The organism is Boseongicola aestuarii, from assembly GCF_900184815.1.
Taxonomy (GTDB): domain Bacteria; phylum Pseudomonadota; class Alphaproteobacteria; order Rhodobacterales; family Rhodobacteraceae; genus Boseongicola; species Boseongicola aestuarii.
In genome coordinates this window covers 120,800-135,909 of the sequence record NZ_FXXQ01000001.1, presented here as the reverse complement: position 1 = coordinate 135,909, position 15,110 = coordinate 120,800, and the positions used below count along the sequence as shown (strand labels likewise).

Here is a 15,110-nt window from a genome sequence, read left to right as displayed (position 1 = left end):
CTTTCAGGGAGGCAGGTCAGTTGGCGAAGGCAAATAACACCAAGCAAATCCCGACTATCGCTGACGCTGCAATTGCGACGACCGAACGTATCCTAACCTCACTCGAATTCAATTCAACCCATGCGCGCTTAAAGGGCAAAATGTAAATCTCGCTAAGAGTTTCATACGGATTGGGTTCTTCTCTGCAAATGCCGAATTCCAGCTTTTCAAAGCCGCGCGGCACGTAAAGCGTTCCAAATAGCCAGTCCCAGAAAGCAAAAATGAAACCAAAATTGCGATCGAAATGCTTTGGATCGACTGAATGGTGAGTTTGATGCTGGGCAGGACTAATAAGAATATGCGACACAATCGCCGGGTAGGCTAACCATATATGTGAGTGTCGCAGATTATAACCAAACAGGAAGAATCCGAAGAGAACAACGTTCACATTAAGAATTAGGATTTCGGTTGGCTTTACCATTGTCATATAGGTAAATCCTGCAAAAGCTAATTGCGACAGCACTACGATAAACGTGCCTGTAAAAAACAAGTCGACCGGATGCTGGCGGAATACTGTGATCACATTAAGAACTTCCGCCGAGTGATGCACAGAATGAAAATGCCACAATGGAGGGAATTTGTGCTGGATGTAGTGTGTCAAGTAGATTGCGAAATCCACGGCGAGAATTACCGCAGTTGTGTACGCAATCGTGGTTGCAAGTGATGGCTCAAAGAATGGTTGGGTTCGAACGCCGAAAAAGAAAACAAGCCCATTATCGATTGCGCCGAATGCAACATGACCTGAAATCAAAAAATGAGCCAATATCCCATGGTAGATCAGTGCATTGACAACAAAGAAAATGTAATCTTGGCGAGCTGATCTATGGAGCCAGACATCTTTGTCAAAAATATATCCCCAAAGACCTTTCGAAATGCCGTCAGGGCGATTTGCCTCCTCGCGATACGAAAACCAAATATATGTAAGGGTCGAGATTAGAAGTGCGGAACCAAGGTAGAGGTAAAAAAGGCTCTTGGAGGGCAAGAAAGGAGCAACGAATTGTTCGATAAACCCGTTTTGGATGCTGTCTAATATCATTGGATACTCGCGGTAATATCTTTATTCATACTCTCGAAAATTTTGGCAACTTGAGAGACCGGTCAAGCACGATACAATTTTCTTTCCATTTCATACCAAAAATTTGCCTACTTACAAATCCTCGGCCGACAAGGGCAAAAACGATGAATCTGCGGATCTTCTTTCAAACATTGAAAGTCAGAGCGTCGTATCGATTACCTGCGTAGGCATACAGTTGTAGTGTTGCAAAGATTCACCTGTTTTGAGCCTCCAAACGCCCTTATTGAAAGTCTCGGTAGAAGAAGAGCTCGTTGGCCTCAAACTGATGACACCAAACGGATTTCCCCGTATGTCTAAGCAAGATAATTTGAATGGATTTTCCGCCCGGAGAATGTTTGCATTTACGGTACTTCTGGCCTTCATTCTCATATTGGCATTTGGCGTTTTCGCCCATGTAGCCGTCGACGGCGATATCTATTGGCATACTCTAGATGACCATATGATCACGCAGCGCGTCGCGAGAAATTTTTACGAAACAGGTTTTCCTTACTATAATGCCGAGGAGGCTATAGCAGCAAATACGAGCCTATTTTGGCCAATTATACTAAGTTCCTTGTATGTTTTGCCGGAGTGGTGCGTGATGCCGGCGTTGATCGGCCTGAGCAGTGCTTTTACGGCAATAACCATATCCCTGGCATCATCCGTCTTGCAAACCGCAATACTGAGACTAACGGGCGTTGTGTTTATCTCACTCAGCCCAGCGATACAGTTCTACGGCACATCCGGATGGGAACATATTCCACAAATGCTCTTGCTGACGCTTGCGGCGGTGCTGTCGGTCAGAGCATCCGACCGGCGCGGTTATCTTACGGTTCCCACTTCGGCGCTGGTCCTAACTTCACTTTCATTCATCGCTAGAGTCGATAGCGCTCCAACCATCGCCATTTATGTGATCGTTTGGCTGTTAACGGAAGGGCGGCATCGCCTTTTCAGCACATACATTATCCTATTTGTGCTACTTTTTATTCCGATTACCTATTTGGTAGGTATGCAGGTGTATTACGGCGATATCTGGCCAAATACTTACTATTTGAAGATTGGTGAACTGAGTGAAAGGCTTGCGAACGGAATTAACTACATTCTATCTGTTCCCAACGCGGGCATTACACCGATCCTCTTGGCATTTGTCGCTGTAACGCTCCCGAAAAATGGGATTAGACGTTTACTAGTGTTATCCGCGCTGCTGCACACTGCCTATGTCATTTACGTCGGGGGTGACATATACTCCGACGGTCGCTTCTTTCTGATTTATTTCCCAATTATTGCGATTCTGGCAATCGAAAGGCTAGATCAACTAAGAATTCAGTTCACGGCATCAAGGGGGTTTGTGACCCCACTGCTGGTAACATCATTTGCCATCGCGGTTGGACAATACACCTTGGATGTCAGCGATCATAATCACAGTGACCGGTTTGATCTGCAACAAATTAAAGTAGTTGTTAGCGCGTCAAGAAAAGTGGACCCAACTGAAGGCTCAATAGGACTTTTCTGGCTAGGTGTGGGTTACCATGCGCCTAGACATCATATAGTAGACTTTCTTGGAAAAGCTGACCCCATTATTGCTCGGTTGCCCCAGAAATCGGCGATAATTGGTCACAACAAATGGGATTTCGCTCATTCATTCAGGAGTAAAAAAATCTCTCTCGTTCCGCTTCCGCATCCCACATCATATCCAGAGGATTTCTTAGTTGCCGAACTGGGTTCAAAATTACTGTCGGATGGCTATGTATTCATTAAGCCCGAAGTCTTCAAAAACCCGGAAAACGGGTTCGGGCTATTTGTTTTGGAGTATCTTGCGCCGCGATTTGGACTTCCCTAAACACTTACAGAAAGATGTTCCACTTCTGGAGCTAGGCCAATCAAGAATGAGAATATACGAGACGGGTAAATTTCTGAACCGATCAGAGGTCGCGTTCGGAGCAATAGCTGGGCTGCTATCCCTGTTATGGCCCGCTGTAGCCATCAGCAAAAGCGTTAATATTGAACATGGCCTAACTGCATTAGCATTTGCCTTACAGGTCGGGTTAATCTTGCTTGGCATTTATATGCGAATTCGCCACCAATCGGAACTTTTTGCGAGATTTCTTATTGCTCTGGGCCTGTACTTGATTTTTGTGACAAGTGTCGCAAACCTAATCGAAATGCGATTTCCCGTTGATGCCTTGCGGCTTGATCCAATTTTACAGGCATCTGATGATTTTCTCAGTTATAATTGGTCCAATTCAATAGTTTGGTTGGCTGCTTGGCCTGACGTTGGGAATACACTCGCTATTGTTTACAGCACCTCTCTTTATCAACTAGTAATCGTGATGGCTGTGCTTGCGTTCTCAGGTGCTGGTATTCCTCTTTACCGGTATCTTGCGACGGCGGCTGTGTCTTTGTTCATAACAGTCACAATATGGATGATCTGGCCCAGTTTTGGCCCGGCAATCAGTCAGACAATTCCAAACGAGTCCAATATCGAAATGACGATAGTTGTTGATTCCAGCTATCAAAAAGAAATGCTACGTCGCATTTCTGAGGGGCCAAGCTCTGTTCCTCCTACAACGACACTCGGCTTGATCGCTTTTCCAAGCTACCATACTGTGATGATGCTTTTGGTTATAGTCTACGCATGGCGCACCGTTGCGGGCTGGCCACTGTTTTTATTCAACATTCCGATGTTGCCAGCAATTCTACTACAGGGAGCTCATTATATCGCCGATGTGGTCGCTGGATTAATTGTCTTTTTGTTCAGCGCTTGGCTTGCTAAGAAAATCGTTGTTAAACCAGCTAGGGTTAAGTCCCCAGAGCGCTTGTAGAAATTTTCTTTATCTCAGATTCTTGTGGAACAGCATTTTCAAATGCTCCGGTGGCTCGCGGGTCGGTCGTCTGCTGTATTTGAGACCAGTCGATAGACCAGTTCGGCCACCCCTGTTACCGCGGTCTTTGAATAGATCGATCGAAGATGGCTTCGGATTGTCGACTCAGACAGCCCAAGCTCATCGGTTACACCCTTTATCGAAAGCCCGCGCGACATCAGCAAACATACACGGAATTCGGCACGGCTCAGACGAGCCGGGTTGGATATTCCAAGAATTGCCTCGTCAGGCTTTATCCTTCTGGCTTCCGCATTGGCCCGCGCAACAATAATGCGATCGTCTATCTGGGCCTGCGTCACAAGACCTGATTTGCGCCTCGCCCATGCCCGTACGAGAGTAGGAAACAACGAGTCCAGCAACTCTTTGGCTTCGCGGTTCAACGGTTTGACAAAGTGCAGCTCTAAGAAATCGTGCTGAACTCCCGTGGCATCCAGCACGACAACTACAATATCTATAATACCTCGCGATAATCTCCATGAAGACAGGTCACTAGTCTTCTTGAAATTCCGATCATCCTGCAATTCGCTCAGCAACCACGACGTGCCTTTACGCGCATTATTGTGATACAAGCCAAGGACGTCTCGCGCGTAAGCGCGCTTCACAGTCTCAGCCCCCCGCACGGCGCGTGTCCCGTCAAAGGAAGCAACAACCCGAGCCTGGTCCATTGACATTGAGTCCCGGGATAACACTCCGACCTCGGCGTCAACGGCCTGAACTATTGCGCCTACAGCATCTGAAAGATGCATTGAACCGTGCAATGCACCACACCAGCTAGCTATGCTGTCCAAGACCCGAAGTCTTTTCCCTAGAAAAGGCCCGTTATCATTACCACTACTCAACATACTTAGTTTCTACGCTCCAAAGCATTTAACTATCCAAACAACAAGTAACGAACACGATATCACTCACACATCACATTCTTTTCGAATAAGCCTTGATAACGATCAATTAAATCACCTCATAAGGACCGATTTGTAAAGCAAACCGCAATCTGGGATGAATTTTTAAGTGTGAAGTGTATGATTTTTGCCCCAACAGAAACAACGCCGCCCTTTTGGGAGGCATTGCTTAGTTTGAGAAAGCCAAGGAATTTGAAACGCGCTGAACGACCTTTATGAAAAGGTATTCATCCAGCGAATTGCGATCGGGCCCAGTATCAGTAGGAACAGTGCGGGAAGCATGAGAGACGCCATGATACCGGACATCTTCACAGGCATCTTGTTCGCCATTTCCTGTGCCTTGAGCTCGCGGCTGATCCGCATCTCGGTTGCATAGGTTGTAAGTGCCTCGGAGACGCTTGTTCCGAATTGGATCGACTGCAGGATGACGCTGGCGAAGGACCCGACCTCATCGACATTCGTACGCTTGGCCATATCCAGAAGCGCTTTCTCGCGGTCACCACCCGCCGATATTTCAAGCTGAACCAATCTGAATTCCTGAGCAATCGCCGGAGCAGAGGTTTCCATTTCGTTGGATACTCGGGTCATGGCCGCATCAAAGCCAAGTCCTGATTCAACCGATACTTGCATGAGATCCAGGGCATTCGGGAAACTTTCGGAAATCTCAAGTTGCCGTAAATCGACTTTGGAGCGCAGCCACAGTGCGGGCCCGAAAAAGCCGAACGCAACCAAGGCGGTCAGGACGTAATACGTCATCAATTGGCTCTGACCATCGACGAAGTCCGTGAAGAACTCGGGGAGCGGAACAAACGTGTTTTGGCGCAGCACCATCAAACCGAGATAAGTGGCTGGCAACGCAATCGCCAGAATGATGCGAACTGTATAGTATTTTGCCACCGCATTTCGGCCGACAATGCCGGCGTTCATCAGTTGGCGCCGTACTTGTGTACGCTTTTCGCGGCTTTGTGGAAGCAGCGCTTTCATCAGGCCCTTGGGGTCGACGTCAGCGCTATTCAAAAGGCCAGCGTCAAAGTTTGACCGACGTTTGACCGGCCGACCCGCATGGTAACGACGTCCAACGGGGTCGGCGGACACAAGTCCCCCGAAGAAACCGTAAACGATCATGATCGTTCCGATAAATATCCCCATGATGATCAGACCGCCAGACGATCCAATATTTGCGAAGAAGGCCGTGATTTGCTCAAACATAACTGTCTCCTTCAGAACCTAAAGTTCACGAGTTTACGCATCGCCAGGGCATTGAGAATTGTCAATGTGACGATTGCGAATCCCAATGGCACCGCTTCCGGCTCACTCGCGATCGAACCATAGTAGCTTGGCGTCAATATCTGCATAACAACAAAAATCAGGACAGGAATGAAGCTCAGGAAGGCGGCTGTTAGACGTCCTTCTGCAGACAGCGCCTTGATCCTTTTACGCATCGTAATGCGGTCACGAATTGTGCGCGACAAGACTTTCAGGACCCGCGCCAGGTCACCACCTGTACCATGCTGGATGGCAATCGCTGTTGCGAGATAGTGCACGTCTTCCTGATCGATCCGTTCGGCGAAATCGCGGAAAGCTTCCGTGAGTTCGTCACCAAACGCCACCTGATCAACTACCACTCCAAACTCGGAGCCAACCGGGTCCGGCATCTCATTTGCGACCGCGTTCAGCGATGTGTTCAGAGGATGGCCGACGAGCAGCCCTCGTGCCATGAGATCAAGTGCATCCGGCATCTGATGGACCAATTTTCCGAGGCGTTCGTTCCGCTTCAATCTGACCTGCATGATTGGCAGGAAAAGACCAACGATAAAGCCAAGTACAACCGCATTGAGCGCGTTCATAAACTGGAAGGCAATGATTGTGATCGCGACCGCGGCTGCGAAACAAGTCGCGAGAAATGCCCCAGGCGCCATTGTGATGCCCGCTTGACGCAGCACCGTCGGGAGATCGCCGACAAACGGCAGCCGCTCAACGAAACTGCGCTTTTCCGTTGGTTTCAGGACTTTGAGGATCTGCTCGGTCGTCGCGCCCTTCGCGATCATCTGCATCCGTTTACTCTTGGCTTCTTCTGCGCCCGCACTTCGGGAGAAGAGCTGGCGAAGCCCCTCAAGCACAAGGAGACCGCCGATCACGGCGCCAAGATATACAACGAATTGAGCATCAATCTGAGCGATAAACTCTCGTATCTGTTCCATAATTTATGCCCCCCGCGTCAGGAAATTTGTCTGTCCAAGGTCGACACCCGCAGCCAGTAGTTGCTCGGCGCACTTCGGTCGCATGCCCGTGGCCATGAACTTGCCGAGCACTTCACCGTTCTCGCCTTTGCCTTCTTTCTTGAAGACGAAGATGTCCTGCATGGTGATCGTGGTACCTTCCATCCCAGTGATTTCGCTTACGCTCATGACCTTGCGGTTACCGTCGGAAAGGCGATTAAGCTGGACAATGACGTGAATGCCTGACGCTATCTGGCTTCGAATCGCGGACAGCGGCAAATCAAGGCCCAGCATCGAAACCATCTGCTCGATACGAGACAGCGCATCGCGGGCTGTGTTGGCGTGGACTGTGGTCATCGAACCGTCATGGCCAGTGTTCATCGCCTGAAGCATGTCAAATGTTTCGGCGCCACGAACCTCGCCCACGATAATGCGGTCAGGGCGCATGCGCAAAGCGTTCTTGACCAGATCACGCTGGAAGATCGCGCCGGTGCCATTCGGGCTTGGTGGACGTGTCTCCAGGCGAACAACGTGCTCTTGCTGAAGTTGAAGTTCGGCAGCGTCTTCAATCGTTACGATCCGCTCGGATTCATTTATCGAGCGTGACATGGCGTTGAGCAGTGTCGTCTTGCCCGAACCGGTACCGCCAGAAATCAGAATGTTCATTCTGGCTTCCACAAGCGCACGCAAGAGTGCAGCAGCCTCTTCAGAGATCGAGTTCAGCTCGATCATTTTCTCAAGCAGGAGCGGTTTCTTGGAGAACTTACGAATGGACAGTGACGGCCCGTCAATCGCACAGGGTCGAATGATGGCGTTTACCCGGCTTCCGTCTGGAAGGCGCGCGTCGACCCAAGGCTGGCTTTCATCAACCCGTCGACCGATCTGGGAAACAATTTTGTCAATAATACGAAGGAGATGGCGCTCGTCTCTAAAGCGAACGTTTGTCCGCTCGAGAACACCGAACCGTTCGACATAAACGTTCGCATGGCTGTTCACCAGGATGTCGTTGACGGTCGGGTCGGCCAGAAGTGGCTCAAGTGGACCATAACCCAGAACTTCATCCATCAGTTCATCAACGATCAGCTTAAAGTCCTCGGTGCGCATCGGGCGTTTTTCTTCCGCCAGCACGGTCTGAACCAGGCTTGCGACTTCACGACGCAGCTCCTCGGTTGCAACCTTGTCGATGACACTGAGGTTCAAACGTTCGAGAAGCGCTTCGTGAAGCCGGCTTTTCAGATCAAGGCGATCCGACAATTCCTTGTCTGTCGTCGCCAAGGAACGCAGCGCGTTCGAGGTCACTTTCGATGCAGCCGAAGCCGCATCCATTCCAACCACATTTGCGGCTGGCTTGGAGGTGTCAGATTTACCAAATTGTTTAAACATAGACTTTACTCCTTAAACTCGAACTTCAGCGCGTTCTTTCGGGAACGCTGTGAGGATTGATTTTGCCATCAAGGCAATGCCTTTTGCGATGTCGGACCGGGCGGAGACCTCGGACAAAGGCTTTCCATAATCGACCGCTTCGCGCGCCGCTTTGGGATCGTGAGCAATCCAGTAATGGAAAGTCACGTCCAATGCCTTTGCAGCCTCTCTGTGATGCTCGCGCAGGATCATTGGCTTCTTTTCGTGATTGATAACGACTTCAATTGGCAATTGGGCATTGTCGGCCAGCACAAACTCCATCAGGCGGCGGGTTGCTCGCACTGCGGGGACTGTCATGTCGGTGACAATCAACAGTTGGTCAGTCTCGGCCAACACCGGCTCGATCCAATTCACAAGTGCACGCGGCAAGTCGACGACGACATAGTCAAACATCGTTTTCAGGGTCTTTATCAACCCTTCGATCTGAGCGGGCTGCATTGCTTCGAGAGGTACAAAGCTTGAAGGCGCAGCCAAAACCGCAAGACCCGACGGCAGACGGGTCATGGATTGCTCGATCCACATCGCATCAGGGATGAAGTTTTCCGAAGCAAGCTGCAAGAGCCCCTCTTGCTGATCAACATCCAGGAAGTCACCAACGGTGCCGAATTGAAGATCGAAATCGACGATGACGACCTTGTTCCCGGCTTCTTTCTTGAACGCCCCCTTCCTATTCAAAAGTTGGTCCGCAAGATTGACGGCAATAGTGGTAGCGCCTACCCCACCACGCGCCTGCTGCACGGCAAAGAGATGCCCGTTGCGAGCGCCGGCACCACTGAAGGATTCAGTGAACTCCGCACGCTTTTTAGCAAGCATTTCATTGACTTGCATAACCAACTCATCATTGGAGAGTGGGTAAGGCAAAACATCGTCGACACCGGCGCGGCTTAGCGCGCGCGCCTTGGAAAGCGGCAGATCGCCGTCGGTCAACGCCAGATAGATCGTTCCGGGCTTGCGCTGATCAGTGAGCAACTCAATCGCAGTAAGGTCGGCCGCATTGGATGGGTCTGTCGCGAAAATCACAACATCATGATCTGCAGCCATTGCCACAGCGGCGCCGTTCAATTGGGAAACCGACGAACTTTCGCGGCTAACACGGGCCTTTTCGATTTTCTCCAGCGCCGAGGTGACATTCGTCGCAACCTCGTCGTCTGCAGAAATCAGAAGAATGGAACTATCACTCATTGCTTTGCTCGCTTCTTTTGCCCCAGTCCACGCGTTAACCGCGTGACCCCAAATTCATATCTTCGGCCGGTAGTGAGACCGAAATCCCCGGGAACGGAATGGTTCCTGGAATGTCTGAAACATCGTTGTCGCCCGCGTTTGCCGCCAATGCCGACAGCGGTGTGACGAAGGTGAACAATAAGTCATTGAATCCATCGCTTCCGTCACTTGGTCCAACCAGCTCGGCCGTAATCAATGGGACATAGGGCCCACCCAGAAAGCCGAGGCGCTGATCGTACTCGTAGCGGATTAACACATTTGCCCGTGTCGAGCCTTGCGGCAGAAGATTTTCAACGGCGGCCCAGATTTCGTTGGCCGCGGTGGCAGCCTCGGGACGGCTTCCATCGGGAGCATTCAAAGTACATTGACGGTTCACGACCTCACAGAGGCCACCAACACTACGGCACAAGGTGCCCGCAGGGTAGAAGCTCTCGTTTGGATTTGCGCGACGGTGAAACAGCGGCACGTCTGGGCAGATCGGCGGTCGCACTGCAGCGATCCGTACGGCCCGCTGCATGCCTTTTTCAGCTACAACCCAGTTATAACCGAGGCGACCAAAATCGATAATCGCGAAAAGGATCAGCAAGAACAATGAGATGCAGATTGCAAACTCGACCATTGTCGTTCCTGCCTGGTCTTTCGCAAAACGACGTGTGAATTGAGGGATGCTATTCAATCTGATCATTTTCACACCCCATAAATCCGAGACTCGTCTGCAATTCTGCCGGTAATTTTTGGCAGAAGTGGCAGGCCATTCAGCTCGAGGATACCGCCCAATGGGAGAGTAATCTCGACAACCGCGAAAACCCGCGCGATCGGCACTTCTGCCTGGCGGAATGTACCCTCAGTGGCAGGAGTCACACAGCGGTATGACGTCGAAACCGATACAACTCTAACCAGTGAAGGAAAGGCGTTGTTCTCATTGTGCATGTTACGCTTGATGATCTGGAATGCGATATCACTGTTTGTATCGGCCGGGTTCGTGACAACGTTCGTCACAACGCTACTTCCGTCGGCAGCCCCAGCGCATATCTCTGCAGGGTATACACGAGCCATATATCGCGCTGCATCTCGGACACCCGTCATAGCCCCTTGATATGAGAAAAACACACGGGAGAATTCGACGATCACGAAGAAGGACAGCACAAAAATCGGAAGGAATATCGCGAACTCTACAAGCGCAACGCCACCCTCGTCCTTGTAAAAGCGAACCGCTTTGGATTTCAAAGTCGAAAGCATCATGCCACTCACCGATACAGCTGAACAAGTGTGCGGAAGATACCTGGCTTGGTAGAGTCATTGCCGCCGCCAGCCTTAACATCATCGAGGAGCTCAACATACATCGTCATGTCGCCGTTCGTGGTCGTACCGCCGACCACGCTCTGGATGAACATTTCGACATAAGACTCGGCAAAGCCAGTATCGCGACCATTGATCGTGCCGTTCGGACCATCCAGCGAGCAATCCACCGCGGCCGCGACAATCGTACGGCGACCTGGATCCAGCGAGATATTGTCGCTGCAGGTTGGAACCGTAGAGCCTTGGCGATTGACGAATGAACCGTCGTCTCTTTCGAGTTTAGGAAGCAGGTTCACGCCTGTTGCCGACGGCTCGAGATTGACCCTTCCGGAACCCGGGGTGCCATCATACAAGAAGGTAGCCGTGTTCGTTTTATCGCCATAGGAAAGCGCCATTTCGGCCTGATAGTAATCAAAACGCCAGGCGTCGCTTGGAAGTTGCAGGTGTTCTGGATTTGGAGCCGGCAGCGGAGTAATTCCATTGGCTTCGTATACGTCAGGGCGGAACGGATCGTCTCTGTGATAGGCAGAGCCGTCGTTACCGGGGAGGCTGTACAACACTTCAACCTCAGCCTCCGAAATAGTCACACCATTGATAACGCTATCTATGTCGGAAATTTCGATTGGCCTTCCAAGACTTTCGAAATCAAGTGAATAATTGATGTCAACGTACTTGAGACGACCGTCGGTCCACACACCGTCACCAAAGCGCGCTTCTGTTCCACCGGAAACTGGATTTGTGAAGTCTTGGCATCCAGCGGATCCGGCTACGAAAAAGCAATCATCCGGCAGGAAATCCGTTGCATCGAGAATGTCATCTTCGGACTGACTAGCACATGTCGAGCCTTCGGCGTATTTCTTGGTCGTAACGGCGGCCGTTGGGAAGCGCGAGTCGTCCTGATAGATCTTTGCCGTTGCGTTGAACATATCGAAACGTGAGTTCAAGATCGCCGGCGTGATGCCGTTACGCTGACCCGGCAAAAACGCGATGTCGCCGTTTGGAAAACACGTCGTCACACTGCCTTCTGCACCGATGAGGCAGTTATAAAGAGGCGATCCGGTCAGTGGCTTTCCGTCTGAATCCACGCACGGGTTATTACCGTTCGTGTCAACAAGAGCTTCTGCCGGAATCATCTCGCGGACATCAAGCCAACCAAAGTTGCCAGGTACCCAAGAGCCACCGCCACCGTTGTTACCGTTACCACCGCCATTGCCGCCACCGCCGGTCCGCAACATAAGAGTGTGACCGTAGTTTGCTTCGATCCAGTCCTCAGCATCAGCCTCACCTTCACCAAAATCTTCGGGCAAACAAAACCAGACCGGAGAAACGTCGCAGGTAAGCGTTGTCGCGCCTGCGGTTGCCTCTGCGTCAACAGCCTCGTCTGGCAGCCCGTCAGACGTGAAGATCGTCAAAAGACGTGCGAACACCCAATCGACATCTACGGAGTTGACTTGAACGCGTGCAAAACGAGCCACACGGCTTGAAATCTCGGGTACAGGATCAAGCGCCGTTGGCCAAAGGCGGTCCAGTGGATCATCTTCCGGATCGGGAAGAGAGTCATAGAATGTGAGGACGTAGTCATCGGAAGTCGCCAGCGTTCGATCGCCGTTACCGAATGTGAAGTTGTCGCGGATGAGATCGTTTGCGGCCTTTATGGCGCGCGGGATCGCATCGGGCTGGCCGTTCAGCTCGCCAGCGGCAGCAAGTGCGACGTTATCGGCAAAGGACTGAAGTTCGGTTTGTGTTGACGCGCGGCGGCCAAGGTCAAACGACAGCGAGGCTATCAGAAAGATGGCTGCGACACACAGAGCGAAGAACACAAGCAGCGCGCCGCTCTCGTCATTCTTGAACTTCGAATTGTTCATACCAGGTACTCGATTCAACATAACCACAATCCACCCCCAGATTAATATTCGAAGTTTTCGTTAAAATTGAGGCGACGCCCGGGCGAGCAGGTGCCGGGCGTCGCCTCTTTTCACTAGTTAACGATCTGCAACTCGTCTTCACGTTCAGCGACTTCGACTTCTTCCATCGCTGTCGCGCCGCGGCGTACCTTGACGGTCATCTTCGGACCTTCCTCGGTTGGCGACTTGTCACGAATGATGTCGGAAAGCCGGATCGATTCCATTGGCTCGTCGACGACCGAGTCCAGTGTGCGCAGGGTCAGGCTGAGACGTCCCGCCTGCTGAGCAAGAGCCAGCTTTTGCCCTTCTTCCGGCGTCACTTCGACCGTCACGGTCTTGGCAACGTTGGCTTGTTCGTTCATTTCGTCCGCCTGTTGGTCAACACCAACAACGCGAATGTTCTGAAGAATGGTGACCGCGCGCAGGCTATCACCGCCACCTTGCGTCAACAGAATGTCGACCGTGTCACCTGGTGTCACGAAACCACCGACCGAGGTTTGAGCGTTCACACTGATCGCCATGGCGCGTGTGTTTTTGCCGAGCGTCTGCGTGATCGTCACTTTTTCACCAAAGTCAGACACTTTGTTTGCAAGGACGAGTTCACCTTGCGCCATTGCACGCTTGGCACGTCTCGGGTCGTCTCCGTTCTGCGGAAGAAGCGTCGAGAAATTTTCGAACGTGCCAGGTGGTACAGCTTCGGCAGGCCACATGATCGTCGTCAACTTATGACCTTCGATCGTTGTGCCAAAACCAATGTCTTGACCTGCAACGACAACACTCACGAGGCCAGGGTTTTGTTCAATCGAAGCTGTGGCCGGTTGGACCTGAAGGAATTCCTTGGAGGCATAAACCGACGCACCCGCAACGGCGACACCTACCATAGTAATCATTAGTGAACGGATACGCATTTGAATGCTCCTTTGATTTTTACCCAGCACGCAGCTCATCAAGCCAGTGCTTTTGAATTTTAAAACGCTTCTGCGCTCGAGCTGATCTCATTTCCAACTGCCGTGCCAAGGGCGCTGATAGCCGTTGCGCCCACTATGATGACGACCAGCAGGGCGACGCCGTATTCAACGAGCGTTGCGCCCGAGGCATCCACAACAAACTTCTTCGCAGTCACATATTTTTTGAACTTTTTCATCATAAATGTCTCCTGATGGTCGCTCAATTAACGGTAGTTCAATGCGGTGGATGTTTCAGACATATTGTCCTTCGTTTCAGAAGCTAGAGCGCTTAAACCAGTACCACCGACGATAATTGCCAAGATTAGAGCAATTCCATATTCGACAAGCGTGGCACCGCTTGTTTCCTCAAAAAAATTCATTCGTTGTTTACGTGATTTGATCGCGAACATTATGCCATCCTTTCTACACTACTGGTATTCAACTTACTAATCATACGATGGCCTCAACCTATCAGCTTAAAAGACCCAGGGCTCACATGCAGTATATGGTGAACCGCAAATATTTTTTTCTGTTCGCGGACGCATTCCAACGGATCTGCGTCCGCGAACTTATTAATTCAGCGTTCGTTCAGAGAATTCACAGTCGCATTCATGTTGTTGGATGTCTGATCTGCCAAAGTTACCAAAGCCGTGCCACCAACAATAATGGCCAAGATAAGCGCAACGCCATACTCAACCAGAGTGGCGCCCGATTCACTTTTCCGAAACATTTTGAAAATCTGGAACATTACTTCTCACCTTCTACTTTTAAATTGTCTGTTTATCGGAAACGCTGCTCAGCAGCCAGTTTCCACTGTAATTAAGGTACCAGCCTCAACTGGTGTCATTGCGCCACATGCATCTACGAGGTTTTCGCTCGTTTCTCCTGCAAGATTTGAAAGCGCGACGCCTCCAACAATGATCGCCAAGATTAGTGCGACACCATATTCAACGAGGGTCGCACCTGACTCGTTATTGTAAAAGTATTTCATAAAGATGCGCATTTCAGTTCTCCTTACATACGCTTTTCAACATTTCCGCTTTAACGCGGTTTACGAACTGAACCGGCGTCTTTTCCCCCGGCCCTGGAATCAATGATAGAACCTTACTATCGCTTCGCGCACCGTCCGGAGTAATGAAATTTACCACCAAAAGTTGTATTTTCGAGCAAGTTGGGCCGAAATGTGGCCATAAGCGGCCAAGAGCGCCTCAAATGGGGCGCACG

16 protein-coding genes are annotated in these 15,110 nt (G+C 50.8%); 2 read left to right on the top strand and 14 right to left on the bottom strand.

All coding sequences use genetic code 11. The annotated features are described in order from the left end of the window. Positions 1-16 precede the first annotated feature (16 nt). Positions 17-1,075, bottom strand: a complete 1,059-nt coding sequence (locus BOA8489_RS00685) for a sterol desaturase family protein (protein WP_093972063.1) — start codon at positions 1,073-1,075, stop codon at positions 17-19. Positions 1,076-1,403: 328 nt separating this feature from the next. On the opposite strand from BOA8489_RS00685, the gene BOA8489_RS00680 reads away from it, so the two are divergent. Continuing rightward, positions 1,404-2,933 (top strand): hypothetical protein, encoded by a 1,530-nt coding sequence (locus BOA8489_RS00680; RefSeq protein WP_141138204.1) that lies wholly within the window; start codon positions 1,404-1,406, stop codon positions 2,931-2,933. Between the two features lie 46 nt (positions 2,934-2,979). Continuing rightward, the gene (locus BOA8489_RS00675) at positions 2,980-3,915 is read left to right on the top strand and encodes a phosphatase PAP2 family protein (protein ID WP_176440162.1); all 936 of its coding nucleotides are present in this window, start codon (positions 2,980-2,982) and stop codon (positions 3,913-3,915) included. Positions 3,916-3,953: 38 nt separating this feature from the next. On the opposite strand, the gene BOA8489_RS00670 is transcribed toward BOA8489_RS00675, so the two are convergent. The 13 genes from BOA8489_RS00670 to BOA8489_RS00620 all read right to left on the bottom strand — a co-directional run bounded on the left by BOA8489_RS00670 (position 3,954) and on the right by BOA8489_RS00620 (position 14,889). Further along, positions 3,954-4,577 (bottom strand): helix-turn-helix transcriptional regulator, encoded by a 624-nt coding sequence (locus tag BOA8489_RS00670; RefSeq protein WP_176440161.1) that lies wholly within the window; start codon positions 4,575-4,577, stop codon positions 3,954-3,956. A gap of 510 nt (positions 4,578-5,087) precedes the next feature. Beyond that, a complete protein-coding gene (locus tag BOA8489_RS00665; RefSeq protein WP_093972059.1) occupies positions 5,088-6,083 on the bottom strand; it encodes a type II secretion system F family protein in 996 nt (331 codons plus the stop codon). 11 nt (positions 6,084-6,094) lie between these two features. Next, positions 6,095-7,075: a type II secretion system F family protein gene (locus tag BOA8489_RS00660; protein ID WP_093972058.1), complete on the bottom strand. Its 981-nt coding sequence runs from the start codon at positions 7,073-7,075 to the stop codon at positions 6,095-6,097. A gap of 3 nt (positions 7,076-7,078) precedes the next feature. Beyond that, complete coding sequence (locus BOA8489_RS00655) at positions 7,079-8,476, bottom strand: TadA family conjugal transfer-associated ATPase (RefSeq protein ID WP_176440160.1); 1,398 nt, start codon at positions 8,474-8,476, stop codon at positions 7,079-7,081. 12 nt (positions 8,477-8,488) lie between these two features. Next, positions 8,489-9,697: a CpaE/TadZ family protein gene (locus tag BOA8489_RS00650; RefSeq protein WP_093972056.1), complete on the bottom strand. Its 1,209-nt coding sequence runs from the start codon at positions 9,695-9,697 to the stop codon at positions 8,489-8,491. A 34-nt stretch (positions 9,698-9,731) separates the two neighbouring features. After that, complete coding sequence (locus BOA8489_RS00645; protein WP_176440159.1) at positions 9,732-10,355, bottom strand: TadE family protein; 624 nt, start codon at positions 10,353-10,355, stop codon at positions 9,732-9,734. Between the two features lie 68 nt (positions 10,356-10,423). Next, complete coding sequence (locus tag BOA8489_RS00640; RefSeq protein ID WP_093972054.1) at positions 10,424-10,978, bottom strand: TadE/TadG family type IV pilus assembly protein; 555 nt, start codon at positions 10,976-10,978, stop codon at positions 10,424-10,426. Positions 10,979-10,983: 5 nt separating this feature from the next. Beyond that, entirely contained in the window at positions 10,984-12,900 is a 1,917-nt protein-coding gene (locus BOA8489_RS00635; protein ID WP_176440158.1) for a pilus assembly protein TadG-related protein, read from the bottom strand. Positions 12,901-13,013: 113 nt separating this feature from the next. Continuing rightward, on the bottom strand, positions 13,014-13,847 hold the full coding sequence (cpaB, locus tag BOA8489_RS00630) for a Flp pilus assembly protein CpaB (RefSeq protein WP_093972052.1): 834 nt from the start codon (positions 13,845-13,847) through the stop codon (positions 13,014-13,016). A 59-nt stretch (positions 13,848-13,906) separates the two neighbouring features. Continuing rightward, complete coding sequence (locus BOA8489_RS00625) at positions 13,907-14,086, bottom strand: Flp family type IVb pilin (protein ID WP_217897921.1); 180 nt, start codon at positions 14,084-14,086, stop codon at positions 13,907-13,909. 24 nt (positions 14,087-14,110) lie between these two features. Further along, positions 14,111-14,296, bottom strand: a complete 186-nt coding sequence (locus BOA8489_RS20095; RefSeq protein ID WP_141138203.1) for a Flp family type IVb pilin — start codon at positions 14,294-14,296, stop codon at positions 14,111-14,113. Positions 14,297-14,463: 167 nt separating this feature from the next. Next, positions 14,464-14,634, bottom strand: a complete 171-nt coding sequence (locus BOA8489_RS20090; RefSeq protein ID WP_141138202.1) for a Flp family type IVb pilin — start codon at positions 14,632-14,634, stop codon at positions 14,464-14,466. Positions 14,635-14,682: 48 nt separating this feature from the next. Further along, on the bottom strand, positions 14,683-14,889 hold the full coding sequence (locus tag BOA8489_RS00620) for a Flp family type IVb pilin (RefSeq protein ID WP_093972050.1): 207 nt from the start codon (positions 14,887-14,889) through the stop codon (positions 14,683-14,685). Positions 14,890-15,110 lie beyond the last annotated feature (221 nt).

Coding starts and splice junctions, on each gene's coding strand:
- BOA8489_RS00625 (WP_217897921.1), bottom strand. CDS start 14,086: ATGATGAAAAAGTTCAAAAAATATGTGACTGCGAAGAAGTTTGTTGTG.
- BOA8489_RS00680 (WP_141138204.1), top strand. CDS start 1,404: ATGTCTAAGCAAGATAATTTGAATGGATTTTCCGCCCGGAGAATGTTT.
- BOA8489_RS20090 (WP_141138202.1), bottom strand. CDS start 14,634: ATGTTCCAGATTTTCAAAATGTTTCGGAAAAGTGAATCGGGCGCCACT.
- BOA8489_RS00640 (WP_093972054.1), bottom strand. CDS start 10,978: ATGATGCTTTCGACTTTGAAATCCAAAGCGGTTCGCTTTTACAAGGAC.
- BOA8489_RS00635 (WP_176440158.1), bottom strand. CDS start 12,900: ATGAACAATTCGAAGTTCAAGAATGACGAGAGCGGCGCGCTGCTTGTG.
- cpaB (WP_093972052.1), bottom strand. CDS start 13,847: ATGCGTATCCGTTCACTAATGATTACTATGGTAGGTGTCGCCGTTGCG.
- BOA8489_RS00655 (WP_176440160.1), bottom strand. CDS start 8,476: ATGTTTAAACAATTTGGTAAATCTGACACCTCCAAGCCAGCCGCAAAT.
- BOA8489_RS00650 (WP_093972056.1), bottom strand. CDS start 9,697: ATGAGTGATAGTTCCATTCTTCTGATTTCTGCAGACGACGAGGTTGCG.
- BOA8489_RS20095 (WP_141138203.1), bottom strand. CDS start 14,296: ATGTTCGCGATCAAATCACGTAAACAACGAATGAATTTTTTTGAGGAA.
- BOA8489_RS00645 (WP_176440159.1), bottom strand. CDS start 10,355: ATGGTCGAGTTTGCAATCTGCATCTCATTGTTCTTGCTGATCCTTTTC.
- BOA8489_RS00685 (WP_093972063.1), bottom strand. CDS start 1,075: ATGATATTAGACAGCATCCAAAACGGGTTTATCGAACAATTCGTTGCT.
- BOA8489_RS00660 (WP_093972058.1), bottom strand. CDS start 7,075: ATGGAACAGATACGAGAGTTTATCGCTCAGATTGATGCTCAATTCGTT.
- BOA8489_RS00620 (WP_093972050.1), bottom strand. CDS start 14,889: ATGCGCATCTTTATGAAATACTTTTACAATAACGAGTCAGGTGCGACC.
- BOA8489_RS00665 (WP_093972059.1), bottom strand. CDS start 6,083: ATGTTTGAGCAAATCACGGCCTTCTTCGCAAATATTGGATCGTCTGGC.
- BOA8489_RS00675 (WP_176440162.1), top strand. CDS start 2,980: ATGAGAATATACGAGACGGGTAAATTTCTGAACCGATCAGAGGTCGCG.